This is a genomic window from Paenibacillus sp. Soil787 (assembly GCF_001429545.1).
Classification (GTDB): Bacteria; Bacillota; Bacilli; order Paenibacillales; family NBRC-103111; genus Paenibacillus_E.
In genome coordinates, this window is record NZ_LMSP01000024.1 from 1,674 (window position 1) to 26,897 (window position 25,224).

Consider the following 25,224-nt stretch of genomic DNA (forward strand, 5'->3'; position numbering starts at 1 on the left):
ATAGGCGGACCCAGTCGAGACGAGACGAACGGTTTCCCCTCTCCGACACGCTGTTCGAAGCAGTCTTTATTTTGTCCCCTAATCGACTTTCATCGTTAGATGAATTTGAAAATCTAATGGACTCCACAGCCCTTAAGCTACTTCAAATTATGAAAATAAGATAGATTGAAACCGAATAACAGCGCTGAAGTCCGTAAGCTCGGAATCATCGCTCCAAATAGGCATTTAACGATTAGCTTAAATCAAACCTCGAGCCAATTTGGTATGATGGTTGGTCCTTTGATAGGCGGTTTCCTCGGCGGATGGGTAGGGATACAGTTGTTTTTTTATTACAGGTGGAGCATTGCTTGGAGCGGCTGTTTGGATGAAGGTTAATAGCGTTAAGGAAGCGAAGCAGACAATTTCAGGATAAATGAAGGTGATCGAGGTTCACTCCCGAGCTGCTGAGTGTTAGAAGTATCTGAAACACCTGCGCCACCCGGCAAAACCGCAGCAGAAACCTTATCAAGATTAGGTAGGTAACGTTATCCGTCCAACCCTTTCTCCCAAATTAGTAAAGATGACACACAGCTCCTGTTATCACTCATTGAGCCGATTATCTCAGCGAACTAGAACTTTATGACTATATAAGGTCAGTCTATTTCATCAGAAATAGGCTGGTCTTTTTCCTTTTGTTGTAGGATATATGCAAGTGATCTGACAGAAATCGAGAGAATAATCCAAGAAATTAACAAATAGTGAGTAATTATATAGCGAAAATAGTAAAAAAACATTAAAATAATGGGAATTTTTATTTATAATAGAGGAGAATCTCCTTAATAAGAAGAACTAGTACTAATTATATAGTTGGGGAAGTTTATTTGAGAAGAATAAGAGGTACATCTATGCAGAATTCATTGTTTTTTAAAAATGTGATAAATTCTGATTCCATCTTCGAATCGATCGGACAATTGAGTGATATCGCCAAGAAAACAATTGGCTGCGAGCATATCTCGCTCTTTCTTATAGACGAGAAACATCAGAACACCCCAGCATCTTATTCGGTTAATATTAGTACGGCAGTCATGGAACAGTTACAACAAATTGTGCTCCAAATGCAGTTTTTTTCCCGAAATCCCGATGGTATACATTTATCTGTACATAAGGCAGAAGCCCATATAAAAAATTATCTTATATTGAGCAAATATGAGTGTATATACGGTTTTCATATAAAGCATGGTCCATCTTACGGGGCTTTATTATTCTCATTTCCTTCTGATATTCAACTTACGGAGGATCAATTGCATCTGTGCAGCCTCATTAAACTGCATATGGAGCAATTGATTAAAAAAATTCAATTCCGGAGACAAGTGCTGAAACAGAAAGCTTACGAGAATCTTTTTAATACGTTAAGGGTTAAAGATAGCTTTACGGTTGATCACTGTTATAATGTCGCTTTCTATTCTACTTTGCTTGGAGCGAAAGCGGGTGTAAGTGAGGCCGAACTGGAACGACTGAAGTTAGGGGCTCTTTTGCATGACATTGGTAAAATAGCAATTCCCGATCATATTTTGATGAAACCTGGGCGATTATCAGATGAAGAATTTAACGTCATTCGCCAGCATCCTGTAATTGGCTATGAGCTGCTAAAAGATTTACCGGATGTTGAGCACCTTCTGCCAATTGTAAAATGGCATCATGAACGCATGGATGGGAGAGGATATCCGGACAATCTGCAAGGAGAAGTGATTCCCTTGCTTGTACGCATTGTAAGTATTGCAGATGCCTTTGATGCGATGACTTCTACGAGAGTATACCGAGATTCGCTGCACGTGCATGAAGTTAGGGAACAACTTCTTATTCACGCGGGCCAGCAGTTTGATGAGGAATTGGTGCGAATTTTCTTAAGTATCATCGATGAGCAGATGAAAATGAATGGATAAAAAATAATAACTTATTAACTTGCAACTATTTTTGTAATGAAAGCTGGGATAGATTAATGAAATGTCGCATTCTTATCGTCGATGACGAACCCCATAATTTAAATATACTCCGTATATTTTTAAATTCGTTAAACTATGAAATCATCACGGTTGAGGATGGTAAAGAAGCTTTCTCCATGGTCAAAGAGACGGCACCTGATCTTATTTTACTTGATGTGATGATGCCTGAAGTGACTGGATTTGAAATATGCAAACAATTAATATCCGAAAGCGATTTTGATATTCCGATTATTTTCTTATCCGCAAATGCACAGAAAGAAGATATTTTACAAGGACTACGCTTAGGAGCCATTGATTATTTGACCAAGCCATTCGATCTGGATGTGCTGGAACGTAAGGTTGAAATTGCCCTCCACCAAAAAGCGAAGGTTATAAACTTGAAGAGAGACAATAAACAATTAGCCAAATTGGTGTATGTGGATGCTCTAACTGGTTTATATAATCGAGCATACTTGGATATTACCATTCGGATGATCAAAGAGGGAACCAAGAAATTTCAAGCCGCTATGATGGTCGATATGGATTATTTTAAGGACATTAATGATAACTATGGTCATTTGGTTGGGGATCAAGTCTTGAGGGAAGTAGCAACGATCATTTCGTCCAAAATCTCTCGCGAGCATGATCTAGCCTTTCGGTATGGCGGGGATGAGTACTTGGTCCTACTCCAAAATGAAGAGAACTGTGTCGAAATTGCTGACAGCATTATTAAGGCTGTCGACGGTTTAAAGGTTAGTTTGGCACCGCATAAGTCACAATTTTCAGTGAGCATTGGGTTAACGAATAATTTCGACCCTACTTCGTTCGACCAAATCATTATGCAAGCTGATTCTGCGCTTCTTGGGGCTAAGAATAACGGAAGACATCAAATAAAGATTCGCTAATAAAAGGAGAATGGGTGGGGCATGGTCATGGAATTGAAAAGTTTTCAAAAATTGTTTCAAATGACGAAGGTCATTAATTCTCAGTTTGAAATGTCTGAAATCCTGCAAGTCTTCGTTGACGCGATCGCAGGAGAGATTACGCAAGCGGATCTTGTTGGTTTTTTCTTGAAACAGCCTGATGGTACTTTTCAAGGATATAAAGGCAATAAATTGCCTGTAGATATAACGGAGCTGCTCATTGATCCTAGAGAAGATGAGTTTGTTAGGGATATTTTACGCAATCAAGCCAGCGACTATATCTCGGATACGAGTATTGATCTGAGATTGGATCAATCCAAGAGACAATTGTTAAAAATTAAATCGATCCTCGGGATTCCCGTCATTGTAGAAAATGAGGTATTTGGGCTTGTCTTCGTTCACGATTTCGGAAAACCGATGAATATTACCCAAGAGCAGATGGAAGTTACGGAAGCTTTTGTTAACATGGCCAGTGTGGCGATTCGGAACATTCGCATGTTCGAACAACGGCAGCTTCTGATGGAGAAGCAGCAGCTGCTACTTGACGCGACGAAAGCTTTATCGGAGTCATTGTCGGTTAAAGATGTTCTGAACACTTTTTTCCATTACATGCGCAAAGCCAGTGGGTCTAAGGATATCGGTATTCATTTATATAATGAAAAAGAGCATACGATTGAACCCTATCAATTATCTTCTGTGAATGTAACGGTTGACGAATGGAAGGTTAAGCATAGAGAAGTCAAGTTAACGATTGAAAATGATCGCCTATTGTATGAAGTCATTACCCAAAAAAAATCAGCGGCAATCGAGGATGTGTACGCGGATCCGCGTCCTAATCATAAAGCGTTCGTCTCTTTTGATATTCGAAGTATTATGGTGTTTCCGCTCGTAGCCAAAGGCTCCGTTTATGGTGTCGTAGCGATTCCCTCAATCGGGAAGCCGAGGAAGTATGAGGCGAGCATCCTGGAGTTCTGCCAATCGATTTCTGATGCTACAGCTACCGCGCTTTCGAATGCCCAGCATACGGAGACATTGGATCACTCGGTCAATGAACGTTCCATAGAGCTGCAGCATGCTAACTTCAAGCTAGAGGGTCTAGTACGAGAGCTAGAGCATCTGAATGAGTTGAAGAGCGATTTCATCGCGACACTTTCACATGAGCTGCGTACGCCGATTACAGCGGTTAAAGGGTCTGTAGATATCCTTAGCAAAGGGATACTCGGTGGTCTCAACGATTCGCAGAAGGATTTACTTGATATTGCGTCTAAGTCGATCGAGCGTTTGCTGGATCAAGTGAATGAATTGCTGGATTTCGCTAAAATGGAAAACGGTAAATTTGAACTGGTTTATACCGAAGCTGACTTCAAAGAAATCATCAAGGAATCCGTTCATATTGTGCAATCTTTGATTAATAAGAAGAAATTAATTCTGATTGTTGAATCAGATGCAGAAACGGATACGGTCGTAAGTGTCGATAAGCAACGCATTCTGCAGATTCTATTGAATTTACTTTCCAATGCGATTAAATTTACACCGCCTATGGGAGTGATTACAATCAAAACGATTTTCGAAGAAACGGTACTTACGGTTGAAGTACATGATAGTGGCATCGGCATCCCTCATGAGAAGCAGAAAAATATTTTCACGAAATTTTATCAAGCCAATAATCAAATTAACGGGACAGGCCTAGGTCTTGCGATTTCGAAACAGCTTATCGAACTGCATGGCGGCCGGATTTGGTTTGAGAGCACAGAAGGTCAAGGTTCGGTATTCAAATTTACTTTACCTAAAGGAAGGGAGTAACCAAATATGCGGGCGATTGAAGTAGGATTGAGATTTTTAGTGCAGCAAGGTGTGCGATATGTGTTCGGTATTCCAGCAGGCTCAATCAATGCGATCTATGACGCCCTTTTGGACATTCCTGAGCTTAAGCCGATTGTAGCTAAGCATGAGAATAGCTCCGGTTACATGGCAGGTGCTTATACGAGAATTACCGGTCTTCCATCGATTTGCGTGGCATCTAGCGGACCGGGAGCGACGAACCTCGTGACTCCCGCTGCGAATGCTTGGAAGCAGAAGCTTCCTGTTATATTCATCACTGGCTCAGTGCCTTCTGGCAAAATGGGCAAGGGCGGCGCGCAAGAGCTGTATGCGGAGCCGATCTTTGCATCGATTACGAAGATGAGCCGAACGGTTCTAGACCCGAATCAACTGCCAGAGATTCTGGCAGAGGCCTATCAGACCGCGATTAGCGGCGTGCCGGGTCCTGTGCATTTGGCGATTCCTATTGATATTCAAATGACGGATATTGGCGAAAGAGCGCTTCCGGTGTTACCTCCAGAACAGCCGCCAACGATGGATTTGGCAGCAACGCAGGCGGCTGTTGAGCGGATCAAAGCAGCTGGTCTACGTGGAGCGATTCTGCTGGGGAACGGCGCTAAAGCATCCTCTGACAGTATCGTACAGTTGGCTGAAACACTTGAGTGGAGAGTGGCAACAACACCTCGCGGCAAGGGAGCCTTTCCTGAAAATCACCCGCTTTCCTTAGGGATATATGGCTTATCAGCGAATATCAAAGCGAGTGATTATTTGAACGGTAATGATCATGAGGTATTGCTGGTCATCGGTTCAAGCTTAGGCGAGCTAGCAACAAGCAACTGGGAAAAGCGATTGGTTGCGGGTAGAGAGCTCATTCATATCGATTACGATCAAAGTGAATTAGGTAAGTGCTACGAAACCCAGTATCCTGTACATGGTGAAATAAAGCTTGTCATTGCCGAATTATTAGCTCAGCTTTCCGCTGATGGACAAGATAAATTGTATGCAAGCGAGGCATTCCAAGGGCTAGGCGAAGCAGCGGCAGCTTCTGAACAAGCCGATGAGAAATGGAACACATTGTCGGCGATCCGTCGTCTCAGTGCAACAGCACCGAAGAATGCTCGGTTCTTCCTAGATATCGGAGAATTCATGACCTATTCGATCCAAAACTTATTGATTGAGAGCGGACAAGAGTTCGATATTGATATTAATTTCGGAGGCATGGGATCGGGAATCGGAGGTTCATTAGGAGCACAATTAGCGGAACCGGCTCGACCAACAATTTGTATTACAGGCGATGGCTGTTTCTTCATGCATGGTCTCGAAGTGCTAACCGCTAAGGAATACAATCTTCCGATCCTATTTGTCGTCATAAACAATGCCCGTCTCGGGATGGTTTATCATGGACATATGCTGCAATACAAAAGGTGCCTTGAAGACTTCTCGCAAGAAAGAGTTAGTATTGCAGGTGTTGCCCAATCGCTTGGCTTGCGTCATGCCGAGGTTAGTTCTCTGGATCAACTACAGGGAGAGCATGTGCAAGAGTGGCTTTCTCATGGAGGTCCTGTGGTTGTTGAAATTATTGTGGATGGCAACGAAATTCCGCCAATGGGTGAACGCGTTAAGTTCTTGCAAGGGGCAACGTATTAAAATGCGTATGAGTAAAAAGCTTTTGGATGTTTGTATCCAAAAGCTTTTTTTGCATCTGGATCAGTGAAGGCTGTATTCTTGGCCCAGTAAATGATATGGTGAGGAAGAGTAAGAACAATAAGGAAGGAGCACTTCATTCATGTTGAAACGAACAATAGGTCGTTTGAATTACGAAAGCTCAGTCGTTATGTTTGGTGCAGCAAGTCTCGGAAATGTGTCACAAGAGGAAGCGGATGCATCCATCTCTTTTGCCTTGCAGCATGGGATAAACCATTTTGATACAGCAGCCAGTTATGGGGATGCCGAAGTACGTATGGGTCCTTTGATCAGTCAAATTCGCAAGGATATTTTTCTAGCTACGAAAACAGGGCAAAGAACGAAGAAGGAAGCGAAAGAAGAAATTTATCGCTCACTGGAACGGATGCGGGTTGATTCTGTAGACTTACTTCAACTGCATGCCGTAGGCTCTATGGAGGAGTTAGACCTTTGCACAGAAAAAGGCGGTGCTTTGGAGGCAGCCTTGGAAGCGCAAGCTGAAGGTATTGTTAAGGAGATTGGCATAACTGGACATGGGCATGATGCACCGATTGTACATTTGGAAGCGTTACATAGATTTCCTTTCGCTACCGTGCTCCTGCCGCTCAATTATTTTATGTATGGTTTGCCGGAGTATCGCGAAGCATTCGATGCACTCATGGAAGAGGCCAATAAGCAAAATGCGGCTGTCAGGGTCATCAAAGCGATTGCTAAGGCTCCGTGGGTGGAAGGGGAGAAGCGCCCTTACTCGACGTGGTATGAACCTTTTGATCAGCAGCAGATTATAGATGCTTGTGTGCATTTTGTGTTGTCGTTCCCTGGTGTGAGTGGATTTGCAAGCGCAGGCGACATTCATTTGTTTCCCAAAATCGTCGATGCCGTGGAACGATATGGTTCCATGAACGATAAGGAAGCGGAGCGTATTCTGAGCAGCATTAACGGATACACCAGTATTTTCGGAGCGCCGACCTCAATCGCTTAAAAAATAATATGTTCTAAATGAAGGGCCCTTCAGTTGTTTATGTACTGGAGGGCTTTTTACATCGCATAAATGGGTAAGAGTTCCTTTTCCTCGTGCGTCGCTAACTGTAGGAATCCTGCGAATATATATAGCGTACTTAAGGAGGAAGGTAAATGTTCAAATCATTTTGGAAGAAAAAAAGGTTTTGGCAAATTTGCTGCGGTATTGTGCTGATTGGATGTGTGACCGTATTCGTGGCCAGCTATTCCTACATTCGTGGACTCGATGTATCGAAGTTAAACCAGCCGCTGCCAGAGGCAACACTGGTGCTGGATAAGTACGGTAAACCGGCTTCACAGTTATCAGCTTCAAAAATTGAGCCTGTCCAGTTTTCACAATTGCCGAAGGTGTTAACAGATGCAGTTGTATCTGTAGAAGATAGAAGATTCTATGAGCATACGGGAATTGATATGAGATCCATCTTCCGTGCAGTCGCTCGCGACGTACTGCGAGGCAGCTATTCGGAGGGAGCCAGTACGATCACACAGCAGCTGGCTCGTAATCTGTTTCTCAATGCGGACAAAACAGTGGGTCGAAAGCTGAAAGAAGCCGCTTATGCGATTAAAATAGATACAACCTACAGTAAAAATGAAATTCTGGAGTTGTACTTAAACAGCATTTATTTCGGGGAAGGGAGCTGGGGGGTACAGGGAGCTGCTAGAACGTATTTCAATAAAAATGTAAAGGATCTAACCTTGCCTGAGGCAGCCGTTCTTGCCGCTCTTCCTAAGGCTCCTAGCCGGTATTCACCTTTTCAGGATGAAGGTCAGGCACTCGAGCGAAGGAATACTGTGCTTGTACTGATGCGTGATGAAGGTAAAATCACTGCGCAGGACTACGAGAAAGCCAAATCTTCACCGCTTGGTGTCGTTAAGTCCGATAAAAGCAACGACTTGAAGGGACGCTACCCGGCTTATGTTGACGCGGTCATTAATGAAGCTGTTCATGAGTATGGTTTTACAGAAGAACAGTTATTGACGGGGGGCTTGCGAATCACGACGGAGCTAGATCCCTTGGTGCAGAATGCAGTTGCGGATGTTTTTAAAGACGATAGTTTATTTCCGGAAAGCAAGCAAGATCAGCTCATTCAAAGCGGTGCTGCCATCGTAGATCAGCGAACTGGTGGGATTCGCGCCTTAGCTGGCGGACGAGGAGAAGGAGTCTTCCGTGGGTTCAGTCGTGCAACGCAGTTGAAGAGGCAGCCTGGGTCATCTTTCAAGCCGATAGTTGTCTATGGACCCGCGTTGGACAACGGCTATAAGCCATCTTCCATCTTATATGATGGTCCATTGAACATCGAAGGCTACCAGCCACAAGATTGGGATCATCGGACAAGAGGGCAGGTAACGATGCAGGAAGCGGTTGTTTCTTCTTGGAACGTGCCAGCCGTGTGGCTGCTTCACGAGATAGGAATTGATCGGGGACTCCAATTTGCTAAATCCCTGGGCATTACTTTACCGGCTCAGGATCGTCAGCTTGGCATCGCACTTGGCGGACTCTCTGAAGGGGTATCACCGCTGCAGATGGCGCAAGCATTCAGCGCCTTCGCCGCCAAAGGGGTTCTGCATCCAGCGCATACGATCGCGAAGATCGAGACGAGCAGCGGTCATTTGCTCGTTGGGGCAAGCCCGAAGGGGACTGCCGTGATGCAGCCGGAAACAGCCTATGCGATGACGACAATGCTGCAAGTGGCTGTTGCGCAAGGAACAGGCAAGAACGCCGCTATGAATCGCCCTGTTGCTGGTAAATCTGGCACAACGCAGCTGCCGCAGACGAAGGAATTCGAAGGCTTAAGCAGCGGAAGTGCTAAAGATGCGTGGTTCGTTGGTTACACGCCAGAGCTAACGGCTGCAGTGTGGGTCGGTTATGACCGTACGGATAAAGAGCATTACTTAACGACATCCGGGGGTGCGGTTCCTGCAGTTTTATTTCGCGAGATGATGAGTCGGGCCTTGGCCCATACCCCCATTGTTCCTTTTGATATGCCGATTGTGGGGGCAGGGACCCTAACAACGGAGGAATCGAACTCTCCGGACTTTTCCAATATGATCGACGAGGCAGTGAAAAGTGAGCACGGACATGGCAAAGGGAAGAAAAGATAATGCAGCAAAAAGCCGTCGACATCCTTATTGGATATCGGCGGCTTTTATTGTTTTGCGTCATCAATCGGGAGCAGTGATCGTTACCAGCGAGACGGTGTTATAAGTTAATCATCATTGTGGTTGCTGCGATTCTGCTTTTCACTCTTTTTGTGATCATCGTTTTTTTCTGAATGTTCATTGTTACCGTGCGTTTTGGATTTAGTGTTGTGATTTTCTTTATTGTCATTTTCTTCTTTGTTATTTTCTATGTTGCTTTTATTGTTGTTGTTGTTGTTATTGTTGACTTTGACTTTATCTTTGTTTTTATCCTCATCTTCGTCATCATCTTTTTGTCCGTTCTCGTCCCATTTCGTTTTCATTTGGACATTAAGTTTACTTGCATCCAAGTTATAGTGCTCGGCAAGCAGCTGTGTTAATGCCTGTTCAGCGTTTGAAGATTTGAGGTCGACGGAAGCAAGCAGCATTTTGATCCAAGCGGCGGCTTGGTCCCCTTTGAGATGAATCGTACCGCTATTTTCAGGCTTAATATTCAAATCATACATGATGCCATTCGCACCCTTGGTTTGTGTTATATGCAGTTTAAAATGCTTGCCATCCACCTTCAGATCGATGTCCTCTAGTTCGGGATAAACCTCATTCTTCTGTTGAGAAGGGGGTAGTGTACTAGATACAGGTTGACTTGGCACTGCTGCTGCAGATTGCTGGCTCGTTCCCGTAGTTGGTGTCGACGTAGGTACAGGAGTCACTGGCGTTGCTGGCGCGGCTCCAGTCACGGGTGCTTCAGCACCAGTCGAGGTCGCTTTCACATAAGCAGCCTGCTGCTTGCTATTGACGATTAATTCGATCTGATCCCCAGGCTTTAAATCAGCCAGTTGGGCTTTTTGATCATTACGGTAAACCCACACGGATTTGGCTAATGGAATTGTTTGTTCACCTGTATTTGTGTTTACAGTGACAGCATCCGTAGCGATGGATTTGAAAGTCCCGAGGACGGAAGTCGAAGTTGATGTGTTAGGTGAAGTCGCCGCATAGGCCGTCCACCCACAAAGCATCAAAACGACTAAGGTAATAGATAGTATCGTGATTGTTATTCTTTTGCGCATAAGAAGCACCTCCACTAACAGCTTTCGATACCAAATGATGTTTTAGGACGGTACCCATAAGCTTCGAGCTGTCAGCCATTCTATGGTTAGAGCCTGAAACATGCATATGACGGATGAACCTGGGGCATGGTAGAAGTAACCAAACCATAGGGGGGTAGTCCTAATGCTTAGTAAATTTTTACATTGGTCAGGGTTCATAGTGCCCTGGTTATCGTTTTTTTTGATAAAAAGAAAAAGTAGATATAGGTACATGTCTGTCAGCATTTTCTCAGCTCTTTTGGTCACAATGGTGTATGAGATAGCCTATAGATATAAGTGGTGGATATTGAAGGATGCTATTATTCCATGGAGCTATGTGACGGATTGGGCCTTTGCCTATGGGGCTTTTATGGTCGGAACGATGTGGGTCTTTCATTTTACCTTTGGCAGATTTTGGTTATATGTTCTTGTTAATCTGTTGTTGGATGCTTTTTTTGCCTTTGCGTATCTACGGATTGGCGAGACATTGGGGACAGTGGTGTTAGTTGGTGTCAAACACTACCATATATTTCTTCTCATGATGGGGGTCTCATTTATCCTGTATCCGTATCAGCTATGGCAAGAGAAAGGATGGGAAAATCTGGACCAAGGCGACCACGATGATATCACGGTCAGGATCAATACTCCGACTTGGTCAACGAAAAGAGAAAAAGCTAAATAAAGAAGCCGCCTCATCTTAGGATGGGCGGCTTCTTTTAATCGGTGTCATTTTGCAGACGCTGCATGAATTCCTCGGCTGCACGATACCCTTGCTGACGCAAATACCAATTGTTGGCTGCGGCTTCAACGAGTCCGGCAACATCACGTCCAGGCTGAAGTTGGATTTCAATATGTGGGATTTTAATATCCATATACTCGGTGAAACAGGGTTCAAGCTCCAAATCATTGTTGAGTGCATGCTCCTGCCACTTCGTAAGCTCAATATCGAGCACGATCCGTGTTTCGTCCTGGAAAGCTTTGCGGCCGTAAAGGCGCGAGACGTTAATCAGTCCGATGCTGCGCAGCGCCAGGAATTCCTTCGTTTTCCCATTGTGGGTACCGAGCAGGGTCTCGGGGCTGATCTTCTTCAGTACGACAATATCATCGGCAACGAGGCGATGCCCTCTGCGAATTAAGGTGTGGGCGGTTTCACTCTTGCCAACCCCAGACTTACCGCGTAGCAAAATGCCAATCCCTGAGACATTGACGCAAACACCGTGAACGGCAATCTCCTGAGCGAGCGATTTACTCAAAAATAAATCCACTAAGTCCTGAAACTTACTCGTAGGGGAAGCCGTACGGAGGAGCGGGATTTTCTCTTCTTCGCAATATTTGGTTAAATATTTCAAACCTTCCTGGTCTCTTGTCACGACGAAACAAGGCGGGTGATATTTGACAATATTACCGATATGAAGATTTCTTTCGTTCTCGCTGAGACTGTGCAAATAGGTAATTTCTTTCCTTCCTAAAAGCTGAACGTGCGCTTGCGGGAAATATTCAAAATAGCCGACAAATTCAAGGCCAGGGCGATGTGCCTTTGTTTTGGTAATCGGACGGTGCAGTTCCGAATGTCCGGCAAGTACTTCGAGCGAGAAGCGCTGGGCCAAATCTTTCACTGTGACGGGCTTCACAACAGTCCTCCTTAAAGTTTTACTTTTACTAGTCTAATTGAAATTGACAATCTATCTCTAGTAGATTCGCTTGCGAATGGCTACTATCCTGCTATGAAAGCGCTTGAATAGATAAAAGTCAGCTTTTCGTTACAATTGCATGCTTTGTTGGTATGATAATAGGAGAAGCTTTAGGAGGAGTAAAAAAACATGGACACCTACAAAAACTGTCAAAGCTGCGGGATGCCGCTCGCTCGTGATGAGCAAGGCGGTGGAACAGAGAAGTCTGGCATGAAGAGCAAGGTATACTGCAGTCATTGCTACCAAAACGGTGAATTCACAATGCCTGATTTAACCGCAGAGCAGATGAAGGATCGGGTGAAGCAGAAACTGGTTGAGTTTGGTTTTCCGCGATTTCTTACAGGCCTCTTTACACGAAATATTCACAAGCTAAAAAGATGGTCACCAAACAAATAATGGAGTTTGACTGCCATGACGACAAAAAGGCCCTATGCAAGGATTGCACAGAGCGAATGCCAACATGGTCTTTCGTATGTTTATGTAAAAGAAAGCAGCTTATCTGTTGAAGCCGCATTTTTTGGCAAGTGTTGGCCATGTTGAGAGAAACATGTTTTCCCACCTGTCTTCGGGTAATACCATGATCCATTTTGCGATTTGATCCAATCCCATTTCGCATAATGTGTGAACGACTTCTTCTTTTTCACAACCGGTTTTTAATGCTAACATCTCAAAACCACCTCAGTCGAATGTATTCAAACAATTATGTATATGCAGCCGTGTGTAAAAATGTGCATGATTTTTTTGAATGTGATGATGGGATGCGGATTGGGATTGTGAAGAAGCGGAAAAATGGTGCATACATATAAAAGGAAGAGGCTGAGCAGTGGTTTGCTGCGCAGCCTTTTTATTTTGCTGGGAGTACTTTGGGGTGAGTAAGCTAGCTGTGCTAGCGAGGCAGGTATGGGAAATAGGCAATGGCGAAACGGTGTGAGCTTGTTAAGTTGAGACGATGTTTAACATCGTTAAAGTGTTGGGAGTGCTCGGATTAGTCACGTTAGTGATGAAAAACATGCTTACAGCTAGGGAATAAGGTGTTCATTTCAATTGATTGCGAATGAGAGGGTCAAGAGTTTGCAGTACGTGATCAAGTTCTAGATCAGATACGTCCTCATCTCTATATCGTGCTTGGTTATAAGCTGATGTGATAGCATGAACGGCATGGCTGGACAGCTGATATTGGTTGGATAGCTCCTGTTCTGTTTCATTTGGGGTATGGGCTTTATTGTAAGTATAGCCTCCCTCAGCGGCTTGCTGGATCAAAACACGATAAAGGTAACGGATGCGCTCCCGATTGTTCGGTAAATGTGACCATTTTGGCTCATTTGCTTTCCCCCTCGACCAGCTCTTCATCGTTTGCTGCCACCACCTGCGTGGTAGTTCTTTCCATGCAAGAAGATTCTCTTTTTCATCCGTAAATCCATCGGTCCCTTCGCCATTAATGCGGCTAAATGAACGGTTCATCAAGCGTCGGATAAGCGAGACCAGAGCAGGTGCCAGCTTGGCAATGATGAGATAGATGGCGCAAAGGATAAGGGTGATAACAATGAGATATCCGATAATAATCTGGGCATAGTGCAGCAGCATGTCAAACCAGCTCGGTTCGTCAGATGGAGCAGGAGACGGAAGCGGCAATGGCTGTGCTGAAGGACTTGGCTCTAGCGGCAGATCTGACGATGGCTCAGACAGCAAAAGGCGCAGCAGCCAAGCGATCGAAGCACGAAGAAGGGAGCTGATTCCTTGTTGTACTTGTTGAAAATAGGCAACAGCTGCGATGCAAGCAATTAATGTGATTAACCAAATACGGCTTGAACGCTTCACTGACTCAGATAGTGATGATGCTGCAGCTCGTTCATTGCCTGCTAATGTAGCACTGAGTAGTTGAGTGCGATTCGCAGCTAAGAGAAAAATGACCAGCGAACAGAACCCGAATCCATTCAGCCAACCTATATACGGATGGAAAAGAACCAACCGTCCCATAATGGGGACACCTACGAAATAAACCAAACCTGCGGTAACAAATATGCTAGCAGGGAAGAGCGAGAGCCATCCATCCTTGGTGCAGCGAATTCCGCGATATGCAAATATTAACCCGATGACTGCATAGGTCCAGCTATGCCAGTTGTTGCCTTGCAGGAGGTAGGCTATCGTTAAACCTGTTCCTGCACTGAGCAATAACTCGTAAAGAGTACGAGTCAACCATTTTATACGGCCAAAGAAGCAGCCCAATACATAACAGATCAAAAACTGTAAGCAAGTCATCCAGAATAAGGTATCAGACACATAGACCTGGATTAGAACTATAATCGGAAAGAAGATAATGAGTTCGAGTAAACCGTACAAGATCGCTAAGCTGAATTCTCTCACAAGAAAATTAAGATTAGCTCGTCGAGAAGGCGTTTGGATGGGCGCTAACATTGGAAACACCTACTTCCTCTCTGTTCAGCTCAAGAAGGTCGTGCTGTAAGGGGATGATAAAAACTGAATGTCCTAACGATTCAAGTCGCTCAATACTTTCTTCGATCCCTTTAGAGACGAAAGAAGTCAACAGGATGATGTCCAACGCGGTCCCTTCTTGCTCGATTCCATAATCCAGGAAGTCTTCAAAGGAGCGAGAGCAGGAGATGGCAAGCTTCGCCATCGTTTCGAATAGGTGTTCCAAATGTGGCCAACCACCTTCGGGTGCGAGGTACACGGGAACTCCAGGCTGGCCCTGCAGAGAGCCATTGTAGCCGAAACCAACAGGAATACCTTGGCTCACGGCATATTCAGCAAGTGTAGCTGCATATGAGAGAGCTTTCTCAACAAGCTCAGGATCGGTCACAGCATCCCACATCGTTTCTGTTATTTGCGTATTTACGGCCAAAAGAAGCCTAGGGTCAGCAGTGAAATCTCGATTATATACTTGGAGTCTCTGGCTGCGTGCTGTCGCCTTCCAGTGAATGCTGTTCATCGTGTCCCCAAAGCGGTATTCCCGTGCGCCGGAAACGAGGAACGGATCTGGCATGATCCAGCGTTTGACGGTGATATCGCCCTGCCATCGGCTGGAGAGGAGCGGGATGTCATCTCTGCTCACCAAGTGAGGGTAAACAAGGAGCTCAAGTTGCATACGGTGAATGGAAGAAGCAGCTTGCACACCAACCAAATCTCCGATTGAAGCGGCAACCGTTTCGAGCTTATACCAGCCTCGCTTCGCACAGTGTACCCCGTGGCGTCGGACTATTCTTGTATAAGGCATAAGGCTGAACAGACTGCGATGATTCTGGAAAAGAGCTCCGCTGCTCACTGCGAGATTGCTCATCATCGCAAAGTGGAGTCCCGCGTGAATCGTTGATTCCAAGCGAAGCCAAGGAATGGGAGCCAACTTACGATTGACGATCGTTTCGATCAAGACAATGTCATCCCCTGCATGGCAATGGGTTGTACTGAAGGCTCGCTCAATGCGAAGCCCGCGAAACCCCCAGCGGGCAAATAGCAAGTGCTGGAGGAGGAACAGAGCGACAGTGATGATGAGAATCCAGCTAATGCTCATCGGCTACCCCAGCTTCACTTCCGTAGGAACGGGGGTAGCTGCAAGGATGCTGACCAGCAGGGCATGAACCTGCTGGTCCTGTTGGCGCGATCGCGTGCGCAGCAGGATGCGATGCGCCCAGACGGGCCGTACCAGCGCCTTGATGTCGTCTGGCAGCACGTAGTCGCGGCCGCGAAGCGCCGCGTACACCTGCGCCGACTTCATCAAGGCGCGAACGCCGCGCGGGCTGACGCCAAGCGCGGCATCCGCATGCGTGCGCGTCGTTTCCGCGAGCTGCACGATGTACTGCAGCAGCTCGTCGCTGACGCGCACCTGCGTGAACAAGTGCTGAGCTTCGAGCAGCTCAGAACGGCCCACAACCGGCAGCAGCTGATCGAGTGGATCATGCTGCTGGTAGCGCTTCAAGATCTGGACCTGCTCGGCTGCGGACGGATAGCCCAGCGAAAGCTTCATCAGGAAGCGGTCGAGCTGAGCTTCCGGGAGGGGGAACGTCCCCTGATTCTCGACAGGGTTCTGCGTGGCAATGACGAGGAACGGAGCTTCGAGCATGCGCGTTTCACCGTCGATGCTCACCTGGCGTTCCTCCATGCTTTCAAGCAAGCTCGACTGCGTGCGCGGCGTCGCGCGGTTAATCTCATCGGCAAGCACGATGTGAGCGAATAACGGCCCTGGGCGGAATTCGAATTCGCCCAGCTTCTGGTTAAAGAAATTGATGCCGCTTACATCTGACGGCAGCAAATCGGGCGTGAACTGGATGCGCTTCATTGTGCCGTCGAGGGAGCGGGCAAGCGCTTTGGCTAGCTGCGTTTTCCCTGTACCGGGAACATCTTCAAGCAGCACATGCCCGGAAGCAATGAGGGCGATGACCATAAGCTCGACGGTATCGTCCTTGCCAACAATGACTTTACCTACGTTTGCTTTAATTAGTGAAGCGATTCGTCCTATTTGTGCGAAATCCAATGGATCTTCCTCCTTGTTTGTTTGAGCAGTTTTAATGTAATTCCTGTAGTGTAAGCATTTTTACTACAATTCCTGTTTACTGAGGGAACGTCGATTCGTTATTTCTTTCGTTTAGCTGTTTTCAGGGGCCTAAGCGGAACTACGATCCGCTATTCCTTGAAAATCGCATTGAATTCCTCAATTTTGACAAAATAAGGTATCGTAGTTCCCTTTGGGTAACGAAAACAAGCATTTTGCAAGAAATAGCGTACTCAGGTTCCCTTCATCATCGCGAAGACCCTGCCGGAGACAGCAGAGTGGAGTTTGTTCGCGAAGGCCCTGCCGGAGACAGCAGAGTGGAGTTTGTTCGCGAAGACCCTGCCGGAGACAGCAGAGTGGAGTTTGTTCGCAAAGGCGCTGCCGGAGACAGCAGAGTGGAGTTTGTTCGCGAAGACCCTGCCGGAGACAGCAGAGTGGAGTTTGTTCGCGAAGACCCTGCCGGAGACAGCAGAGTGGAGTTCGTTCGCGAAGGCCCTGCCGGAGACAGCAGAGTGGAGTTTGTTCGCGAAGACCCTGCCGGAGACAGCAGAGTGGAGTTTGTTGCGAAGACCCTGCCGGAGATAGCAGAGTGGAGTTTGTTTGCGAAGGCCCTGCCGGAGACAGCAGAGTGGAGTTTGTTCGCGAAGACCCTGCCGGAGACAGCAGAGTGGAGTTTGTTCGCAAAGGCCCTGCCGGCGACAGCAGAAGGAGTTTGATCGCAAAAGCCCAGCCCAGCTACGGCCGGATGGAGTTGGTCACAAGATCCCATCCAGCGACGGCTGAAGGGTGTTTTGTCATAACCCCAGTCCAACGCAGCAGAATGGGTTTAGTCACTTTGTCCCAAGTCTATCTCAGGTTTATCCCGGATTGACGTCCTTTTAGTCAGTTTGCTCTACTCTCACTCAATTTTAACATTCATAAGGTGATTTTTACCATTAATTCCTCGTTCACGCATCGACCAGTTGTGTATTCCATAGGCAGTTAGTACAATGATGTTTATTAAGAATACGCTTACGAGAAGCGTTAACGAAGTAAGCTTTTTATACGGAAAGCTTTAGGAGGACGAGCATGTACAAGCTGCTATTAGTAGATGACGAAGAGGACGTGCGAGAAGGTGTCGTCCGTGAAATAAATTGGGAAGCCATTGGATTTGAAGTGATAGAGAAGGCGGAGAATGGCAGGGAAGCGTTGGAAATGGTTGAGCGGCTGCAGCCGGACGTGGTTGTGACGGATATTCAGATGCCGTTCATGAATGGGCTTCAACTAGCTGAAGCGGTCCGTGAGCGTTTTCCAACGATTAAGCTCATCATCCTTACGGGGCATGATGAGTTCGAATATGCCCAAAAGGCGATTAAGCTGCACATTGATGAATATGTGCTGAAGCCTTTTTCCGCGCAAGAGCTGATCAATGCTTTGCTGAAGGTGAAGGAGCAGATTCAGGAGGAAGTTTCTCATAGGGAAAATGTACAGCTGCTGAAGGAGCATTACCGCAAGAGCATGCCTGTGCTTAAGGAAAATTTCCTGGCAACGCTAATGAACCGGAAACTCCCGCGTGATGAAGTGTACGAGAAGGCTGCGAACTACGGGATTGAGCTTACTGGGAATAGCTTTGTTGTAGCGGTGCTGAGCATCGATGGGGTGCTCATTCATGAAGAGGATTTGGAGAATCGCAGCGAGCTGGCGAGTTCCGTTTCTTTGAAATATTCCGAGGATCAGGCGCTGAAATATTTTGCCCTGCTCAATATTACGGAGGAGATCGCCGATAAACGGCGTCTTGGCCTTGTTTTCATGCATAACGATCAGGTGGTTGTGCTAGCCGCCAGGGAGAGCATAGACAGAGAAGCTGCGCTTCAAGAAACGATGAAGGTGCTGGAAGAAGTACGTCAGAACGTAGAGAAATATTTGAAATTTACACTTACCGTTGGGATTGGAACCGTTATGAAAGACGTAACCAAGATGAGCTATTCGTATGAAGATGCCGTGTTGGCGCTGGATTACCGGCTTATTTTGGGCAACAATCGCATGATCTACATTGATGATGTGGAGAAGCGAAACGTGGAGAAGATTCGTTTTGACGATGTGAAGGAGCACGCCTTGACGCGCTGCATTAAGGTTGGGACGAGTCAGGAGATTCGGGAGACGATGGATGAGCTTTTTCAAGGTATTGAGGGCGGTGTTTCCGTTAAGGACTACCAAATTTATTTACTCGAAATATTGACTTGTATCCTGAAAGCGGCCAAGGACTCTAACCTTAACGTCGATGAGGTATTTGGCGATCATTTTGTTCCTTTTACAGAAATTAATAAATTCACATCTTTGGAGGAGGCCAAGCATTGGCTTGCCGAATTATGTGCCAGCATGATGGATCATATCGCAACGGATCGTCAATATACGTACAAAAACTTGGTCGAAATGGCCAAGGATTATACGAAGAGCCACTACCACGAAGGAGATATCACGATTAATAAAGTGTGCGGCCACCTGCATATTAGCGCGGGGTATTTCAGCAGTATTTTCAAGAAAGAGACGAAAATGACCTTTGTGAACTATTTAAACCATATTCGTATGGAAGCGGCCAAGGAGCTCTTGCGTTCTACGGATATGAAGCTGCTTACGATCGCGGAGAAGGTTGGTTATGCCGATGCCAATTATTTCAGCTTTTCGTTCCGCAAAAATGTCGGTGTTTCCCCAAAAGAGTACCGTAATAACAGTTCCAAAGGGCTTTAGTGTTAAAGGGGTGGGTGATAAAGTTTGAAACGTAAAGTGAGAGCACTATTCGAGGCTTTGTATAACGTATTGCTGGACACGATGAGGGTGAAAAGCATTCAATTTACGATAACGATGTCATTTATTTTGATTACGGTGATCGTCATGTTGATCGTTTCGCTGGTGCTTTATAATAAATTTTCTAGAACAGCGGAAGAGAGTGCTTTTCTGAATACGCAGCAGGTGATTGAGCAGGTACAGTTTAACTTAGAACACTATATTAAAGGCATGGCGGACACCTTCGAGGTGGTCGATGCGAAAATTGCGAAGAGCCGCGGCATTCCTACGGACAAGCTGCTAGAGCAGTTGGAAACGATCGCGAGTACGCGGGAGGATATCGTCTCCATTCATCTTTTTACAGCAGATGGCGGACTAGTTACCGGCATTCCCACGACCGAGATGCGCAAAAATACCCGACTGCTCGAGCAGTCGTGGTTTAAGTCTGCGCTGGATAATCCGAACCATCTCACTTTTTCCCTGCCGCATATACAGAATCTGTTCAAGGATCCGTACAAATGGGTCGTTTCCATGAGCAAAGGTGTTTCCATTGAAAAGGATGGGAAATGGGTAGAGGCTGTCCTGCTCGTAGATGTTAACTTCAAGACGCTGGATGACGTGTTTCGTACGGTTTCTCTTGGTAAAAAGGGCTACGTTTACATCATCGACGACTCTGCCGGCAATATTGTCTATCACCCGCAGCAGCAGCTTATTTATATTGGTTTGAAGTATGAAAATGTGGAGCAAGCGCTCAAATTTTCGTATGGAAAATACATGGATGTCAGTGAAGGCGAGTCGCGGCTCAATGTGGTCAGGACGGTTAACAACATCGGTTGGAAAATTATTGGCGTCTCCTATATGGATGAAATGGTTACAACACGTAAGGAAATCAGTACGTTCATGATTTGGCTTCTCGTCATTGTCCTTGTTTTCATTTTGTTGATCTCGTCCTTCATGTCTGCACGTATCTCGCAGCCAATCAAACGACTAAAGAAGTCGATGGAGATGGTCGAAAAGGGCCATTTTGACACCTATATTCATGTACGGGGCGCTGATGAAGTGGAGCAGCTTTCGCGGAGATTCAATCTGATGGTCTCAAGGGTTCGTGAGCTGATGGATCAAAGCATCCATGAACAGGAGACGAAGCGGAAGAATGAGCTGGAGGTACTGCAATCTCAGATTAATCCGCATTTTTTGTACAATACACTCAATTCTGTTGTTCGCATGGTGGGTAATGGGAAGAAGGAAGACGTCGTCAAAACCATTACGTCGTTGTCCAAGTTTTTTCGGATATCGCTGAGCAAGGGGAAGAATATCATTACCATCGGGGAAGAGATCGAGCACATTCGGAATTATTTGATTATCCAGAAGATGCGGTATAAGGATAAGTTCGATTACGAGATTCAGGTGGATGAAGAGGTGCTTACCTACAAGACGCTGAAGCTGATTTTACAACCATTTGTGGAAAACGCACTCTATCATGGCATTGAATATATGGTAGACGAAGGCCTCATTCACATATCGGTCGGCAAGGTCGATGAGAAGATCTTATTTGAGATTCGGGATAATGGTGTTGGTATGTCGGAAGAAACGCTCAAGAACATCCTGACCGGTCATGTGAAAAGTGAAAAAGGGTCCGGTGTAGGGCTGCGAAATGTACATGAGCGTATCCAGTTATATTTCGGTTCGGAGTATGGGGTCAAGGTTGAAAGTGAGCTGGAAGAAGGAACTACCGTCAAGGTTTGGATTCCAGTATTTTTGGAAGATGAATAGGAAGGAGAAGCCATGGATAAAACAATGAAAGTAAGATCTCTTCTATTTGCCGTCCTGGTAGCCGTCATCCCCATGTCCTCCTGTTCCAAACAAACGGAGACGATACCAACCGAGCAGAAGAAACATTTGGAGATTGTCCTCCGAAGTCAAAATGGCGATTACTGGAAAACGGTGAAGATCGGCGCCGAGGTGGCAGCGAAGGAGTTTGATGTTACGCTGGATTTCCGTGCACCAGGCGATGAAGCGGATGTGAAGGGGCAAATCGCTTTAATGGAGCAATCGATCGGCAGCGGACCGGACGCCATTGTGCTCGCTCCTAACAGTTATAAGCAACTGTCCAAGGTTGTGGATGATGCGTCAATGCAGGGAATTCCTGTCATCACGATCGACTCCGAAGTGGAGACAAGCAAAGCCAAAAGCTTTATCGGGGCTAATAATTATGAAGCGGGGCAATTGGCTGGCAAACAGCTCATCAAGCTGGCTGGGACAAGCGGTGATATTGCTATCGTTAGCTTTATGCAAGGAGAGCGCAATACAGAGCTTCGGGAAAAAGGGCTTCTGGAGGAGTTATCCAAATACCCGGATGTTAAGGTGATTGAAAAGGTTTACAGTCTTACGGACTATGAGCTTGCCGCGCAGCTAACTCATAACATGATGGAGAAGCATCCCCAGTTAGACGGGATTGTTGCTCTGAATGAAATCTCGTCCATTGGCGTTGCGCATGCGATTCAAAGCATGGACCTCCAGGATAAAGTGAAAATCATCACATTTGATAGCACGTCCGAAGAGCTGGAGCTGCTGCAAGAGGGTGTCATCCAAGCGACGATCATTCAGAATCCATTCAGTATCGGGTATTTAGGTGTAAAGAACGCAGTTGAAGCTTTGAAAGGGAAGAAGGTGCCCAGCCGCGTGGATACAGGGATTAAAGCCATTGACCTGGGTAATATGTTCTGGTCGGATAATCAGAAGTTGTTATTCCCGTTTATAAAGTGATGAGAATTTCGATAGAACACATGAGGATATTGCATTTGTTTTGGTGTTTTGATCCAGTATAGTAGGGAATGTAAATAAACAACACACCTTTTAGGGAGGGTCTTACCTTGAAAAAATTGATTACTCTTGCAGTAGCAGGCGCTTTGGTTGCAACCGTAGCAGGCTGTGGCACTAAAACAGCAACACCAACACCCGCTCCAGCGGCAACTACAGGTGCAGCAGCAACTCCAAAAGCAGCAGACACTGCTAAAAAACCAACAATTGGTGTAGCTATCTACAAATTTGATGATACATTCATGTCTGGTGTTCGTGCCGCGATCGCTGATGCAGCTAAAGATAAAGCAACAGTTGATATCGTGGACAGCCAGAACTCACAACCAACACAAAATGATAAAGTCGATCTTTTCATTACGAAAAAAGTAAACGCGCTAGCGATTAACGCAGTTGACCGTACAGCGGCAGGCGTTATCATCGATAAAGCAAAAGCGGCAAACGTTCCAGTTGTTTTCTTGAACCGTGAGCCACTTGCTGACGACATGAAGAAATGGGATAAAGTTTACTACGTAGGCGCTAAAGCAGAGCAATCCGGTACGATGGAAGGCCAACTGCTGGTTGACTACTTCAAAGCTCACCCAGAAGCGGATAAAAACAAAGACGGTAAAATCCAATACGTTATGCTGAAAGGCGAGCCAGGACATCAAGATGCTGAGCTTCGCACGAAGTTCTCCATCCAAGCGATCACAGATGCTGGTCTAGGTGTAGAAAAAGTAGCGGAAGATACAGCTATGTGGGACCGCGTTAAAGGTCAAGAAAAAATGGCAGCATTCCTAGCTTCCAGTGAAAGCAAAATCGAAGCTGTTCTTGCGAACAACGATGATATGGCACTTGGCGCTATCGAAGCTCTGAAAGCAAAAGGCTACTTCAAAGATGGTAAATTTTTACCAGTTGTAGGCGTAGATGCTACAGCTCCTGCTCTTCAAGCGCTTAGCGATGGCACGTTGCTTGGAACCGTTCTGAATGATGCGAAAAACCAAGGTGCAGCAACAACGAATGTAGCGACAGCACTTGCTAATGGCAAAACACCTAGCAAAGAAACAACAGGCTACGATGTAACAGACGGTAAATATGTATGGATTTCCTACAAAAAGATTACAAAAGATAACATGAACGAAGCGAAGTAATCCGAATAGAAGCGGGCAAGAGCAGCGATGGTTGACTACGCGGGCGCTCTTGCCTTCCTTATTTGGGAACCCATGCAAAGGTAAAGAGAAATCGCAGGCTTCGAAGAAAGGCTTCACTTTGTGGGGATTATCGTGAGCTGTAGGGGGAGTTACCATGACTGTACATGACTATTTATTGGAAATGAATCAAATCTCCAAAGAATTCCCCGGCGTCAAAGCGCTGGATAGCGTTACCCTCAAAGTTCGCCCAGGAAGCGTGCATGCGCTGATGGGAGAGAACGGTGCGGGCAAATCGACGCTGATGAAATGCTTGTTCGGTATTTATAAGCCGGATGGTGGAGAAATCAAATTGAATGGCGAAGTCGTTTCCATTCAAAGTTCGAAAGATGCTTTAGCAAACGGCATTTCCATGATCCATCAAGAGCTGCATCCCGTTCCTCATCGGAATGTAATGGAGAATATCTGGCTTGGCAGATTTCCGCTAAAAGGGATTGGACCTTTGAAATTAGTGGATCACAAGAAGATGCGCAAAGATACAGAGAATTTGTTCAAACAGCTCCAGATGGATATTAAACCGGATACACTGGTTGGAACATTATCTGTTTCCAAGGTGCAGTCCATTGAAATTGCCAAGGCTGTATCATTTAATTCGAAAGTCATTGTTATGGATGAGCCGACTTCTTCACTAACGGGCAATGAAGTCGAGCAGTTGTTTCGCATCATTCGCGACCTGAGAAGTCGTGGCGTTTCGATCATCTATATTTCACATAAAATGGAAGAAATTCTCGAGATTTCAGATGAAGTTACAATCATGCGGGACGGTACCAAGATTGGTACGTGGGCATCGTCGGAGTTAACGACTGATATGATCATTTCGAAGATGGTCGGACGTGATTTGAAGGAGCGTTTCCCTGAGCGAAGCAATGTGCCGAACGGTGTATTAATGAAAGTCGAAGGACTCACTTCAGTCATTCCTAAATCATTTAAGAATGTATCCTTTGATCTTCGTAAGGGAGAGATTCTTGGAGTCGGTGGTCTTGTTGGTGCACAGCGGACGGAGTTGATTGAAGCTTTGTTCGGGATGAGAGGTGTTGCTTCCGGCAGCATTTCCATGCATGGCAAGCAAGTGAAGCTCAAATCGCCAATTGATGCCATTAAGCAGAAAATCGCTTTGCTCACGGAAGAGCGTCGTGTAACGGGTATTTTCCCCGTATTATCCGTTCTTGAGAACACTGTGATTGCGAATTTGGGCAGATATATGAATCCGCTAGGCTTCATTAACGAAGCTAAACGTAAAGTAGAAGTCGAACGAAGTATCGAAATGCTTCGGGTTAAGACGCCGAATATGCATGCGCTGATCAAGAACCTTTCAGGCGGTAACCAACAAAAGGTGCTGCTTGCCAGATGGCTGCTAACAGAACCTGACGTGCTGCTGCTTGATGAACCGACACGGGGAATTGACGTAGGTGCCAAATTCGAAATTTACTCCATCATCGCTGACCTTGCGAAGCAGGGGAAAAGTATTATCATGATCTCTTCTGAAATGCCCGAACTGTTAGGGATGTCAGACCGAATCATGGTCATGTGTGAAGGACGCCTTACAGGCATTGTTGAAGGAAATAAAGCAACTGAAGAAGAGATCATGCGCCTTGCTGCACAGCATATGGCATAATGGAGGGGGCCA

The 25,224-nt window shown here is 45.9% G+C and carries 20 protein-coding genes; 14 read left to right on the forward strand and 6 right to left on the reverse strand.

Features of this window, described 5'->3' with window-relative positions; translation table 11 throughout:
* Positions 1 to 884 precede the first annotated feature (884 nt).
* The 6 genes from ASG93_RS21660 to ASG93_RS21685 all read left to right on the forward strand — a co-directional run bounded on the left by ASG93_RS21660 (position 885) and on the right by ASG93_RS21685 (position 9,511).
* The gene (locus ASG93_RS21660) at positions 885 to 1,922 is read left to right on the forward strand and encodes an HD-GYP domain-containing protein (protein WP_056835186.1); all 1,038 of its coding nucleotides are present in this window, start codon (positions 885 to 887) and stop codon (positions 1,920 to 1,922) included.
* A 56-nt stretch (positions 1,923 to 1,978) separates the two neighbouring features.
* On the forward strand, positions 1,979 to 2,866 hold the full coding sequence (locus tag ASG93_RS21665; protein WP_056835188.1) for a diguanylate cyclase: 888 nt from the start codon (positions 1,979 to 1,981) through the stop codon (positions 2,864 to 2,866).
* A gap of 27 nt (positions 2,867 to 2,893) precedes the next feature.
* Positions 2,894 to 4,687 (forward strand): ATP-binding protein, encoded by a 1,794-nt coding sequence (locus ASG93_RS21670; RefSeq protein ID WP_063891937.1) that lies wholly within the window; start codon positions 2,894 to 2,896, stop codon positions 4,685 to 4,687.
* A gap of 6 nt (positions 4,688 to 4,693) precedes the next feature.
* The gene (locus tag ASG93_RS21675) at positions 4,694 to 6,352 is read left to right on the forward strand and encodes a thiamine pyrophosphate-binding protein (RefSeq protein WP_056835193.1); all 1,659 of its coding nucleotides are present in this window, start codon (positions 4,694 to 4,696) and stop codon (positions 6,350 to 6,352) included.
* Between the two features lie 139 nt (positions 6,353 to 6,491).
* The gene (locus ASG93_RS21680) at positions 6,492 to 7,370 is read left to right on the forward strand and encodes an aldo/keto reductase (RefSeq protein ID WP_056835195.1); all 879 of its coding nucleotides are present in this window, start codon (positions 6,492 to 6,494) and stop codon (positions 7,368 to 7,370) included.
* 152 nt (positions 7,371 to 7,522) lie between these two features.
* Entirely contained in the window at positions 7,523 to 9,511 is a 1,989-nt protein-coding gene (locus ASG93_RS21685) for a transglycosylase domain-containing protein (RefSeq protein ID WP_056835197.1), read from the forward strand.
* A 104-nt stretch (positions 9,512 to 9,615) separates the two neighbouring features.
* On the opposite strand, the gene ASG93_RS21690 is transcribed toward ASG93_RS21685, so the two are convergent.
* Positions 9,616 to 10,614, reverse strand: a complete 999-nt coding sequence (locus ASG93_RS21690) for a hypothetical protein (protein WP_056835199.1) — start codon at positions 10,612 to 10,614, stop codon at positions 9,616 to 9,618.
* A gap of 250 nt (positions 10,615 to 10,864) precedes the next feature.
* Here ASG93_RS21690 and ASG93_RS21695 point away from each other — a divergent pair, with 250 nt between their 5' ends.
* Entirely contained in the window at positions 10,865 to 11,314 is a 450-nt protein-coding gene (locus tag ASG93_RS21695; protein ID WP_156410996.1) for a hypothetical protein, read from the forward strand.
* Between the two features lie 34 nt (positions 11,315 to 11,348).
* Here the strand turns inward: ASG93_RS21695 and hprK are convergent, their stop codons facing one another.
* Positions 11,349 to 12,263, reverse strand: coding sequence for an HPr(Ser) kinase/phosphatase (gene hprK, locus ASG93_RS21700; protein ID WP_056835202.1), 915 nt, complete (start codon positions 12,261 to 12,263; stop codon positions 11,349 to 11,351).
* 189 nt (positions 12,264 to 12,452) lie between these two features.
* Here hprK and ASG93_RS21705 point away from each other — a divergent pair, with 189 nt between their 5' ends.
* Positions 12,453 to 12,719: a zinc ribbon domain-containing protein gene (locus tag ASG93_RS21705; RefSeq protein WP_056835204.1), complete on the forward strand. Its 267-nt coding sequence runs from the start codon at positions 12,453 to 12,455 to the stop codon at positions 12,717 to 12,719.
* 99 nt (positions 12,720 to 12,818) lie between these two features.
* Here ASG93_RS21705 and ASG93_RS35300 read toward each other — a convergent pair whose 3' ends face one another.
* The 4 genes from ASG93_RS35300 to ASG93_RS21720 form a co-directional block, all read right to left on the reverse strand.
* A complete protein-coding gene (locus ASG93_RS35300) occupies positions 12,819 to 12,989 on the reverse strand; it encodes a hypothetical protein (RefSeq protein ID WP_156410997.1) in 171 nt (56 codons plus the stop codon).
* 369 nt (positions 12,990 to 13,358) lie between these two features.
* Positions 13,359 to 14,738 (reverse strand): DUF4129 domain-containing protein, encoded by a 1,380-nt coding sequence (locus ASG93_RS21710; RefSeq protein ID WP_056835206.1) that lies wholly within the window; start codon positions 14,736 to 14,738, stop codon positions 13,359 to 13,361.
* Positions 14,701 to 15,852 carry a DUF58 domain-containing protein gene (locus ASG93_RS21715; protein WP_056835208.1) on the reverse strand — a complete coding sequence of 384 codons (1,152 nt, stop codon included), beginning with the start codon at positions 15,850 to 15,852 and terminating at the stop codon, positions 14,701 to 14,703. Before ASG93_RS21715 ends, ASG93_RS21710 begins: the two co-directional genes overlap by 38 nt.
* Before the next feature lie 3 nt (positions 15,853 to 15,855).
* Complete coding sequence (locus tag ASG93_RS21720; RefSeq protein ID WP_056835210.1) at positions 15,856 to 16,812, reverse strand: AAA family ATPase; 957 nt, start codon at positions 16,810 to 16,812, stop codon at positions 15,856 to 15,858.
* A 296-nt stretch (positions 16,813 to 17,108) separates the two neighbouring features.
* Here ASG93_RS21720 and ASG93_RS21725 point away from each other — a divergent pair, with 296 nt between their 5' ends.
* From ASG93_RS21725 to ASG93_RS21750, 6 genes are all read left to right on the forward strand, one after another.
* A complete protein-coding gene (locus ASG93_RS21725) occupies positions 17,109 to 17,546 on the forward strand; it encodes a hypothetical protein (RefSeq protein WP_056835213.1) in 438 nt (145 codons plus the stop codon).
* Between the two features lie 352 nt (positions 17,547 to 17,898).
* Positions 17,899 to 19,557 (forward strand): response regulator, encoded by a 1,659-nt coding sequence (locus tag ASG93_RS21730; protein WP_056835215.1) that lies wholly within the window; start codon positions 17,899 to 17,901, stop codon positions 19,555 to 19,557.
* 81 nt (positions 19,558 to 19,638) lie between these two features.
* Positions 19,639 to 21,366 carry a sensor histidine kinase gene (locus ASG93_RS21735; RefSeq protein ID WP_156410998.1) on the forward strand — a complete coding sequence of 576 codons (1,728 nt, stop codon included), beginning with the start codon at positions 19,639 to 19,641 and terminating at the stop codon, positions 21,364 to 21,366.
* Positions 21,367 to 21,378: 12 nt separating this feature from the next.
* Positions 21,379 to 22,359, forward strand: a complete 981-nt coding sequence (locus ASG93_RS21740; RefSeq protein ID WP_056835219.1) for a substrate-binding domain-containing protein — start codon at positions 21,379 to 21,381, stop codon at positions 22,357 to 22,359.
* 107 nt (positions 22,360 to 22,466) lie between these two features.
* Positions 22,467 to 23,540, forward strand: coding sequence for a galactose ABC transporter substrate-binding protein (locus ASG93_RS21745; protein WP_056835221.1), 1,074 nt, complete (start codon positions 22,467 to 22,469; stop codon positions 23,538 to 23,540).
* A gap of 154 nt (positions 23,541 to 23,694) precedes the next feature.
* On the forward strand, positions 23,695 to 25,212 hold the full coding sequence (locus ASG93_RS21750; RefSeq protein ID WP_056835223.1) for a sugar ABC transporter ATP-binding protein: 1,518 nt from the start codon (positions 23,695 to 23,697) through the stop codon (positions 25,210 to 25,212).
* Positions 25,213 to 25,224 lie beyond the last annotated feature (12 nt).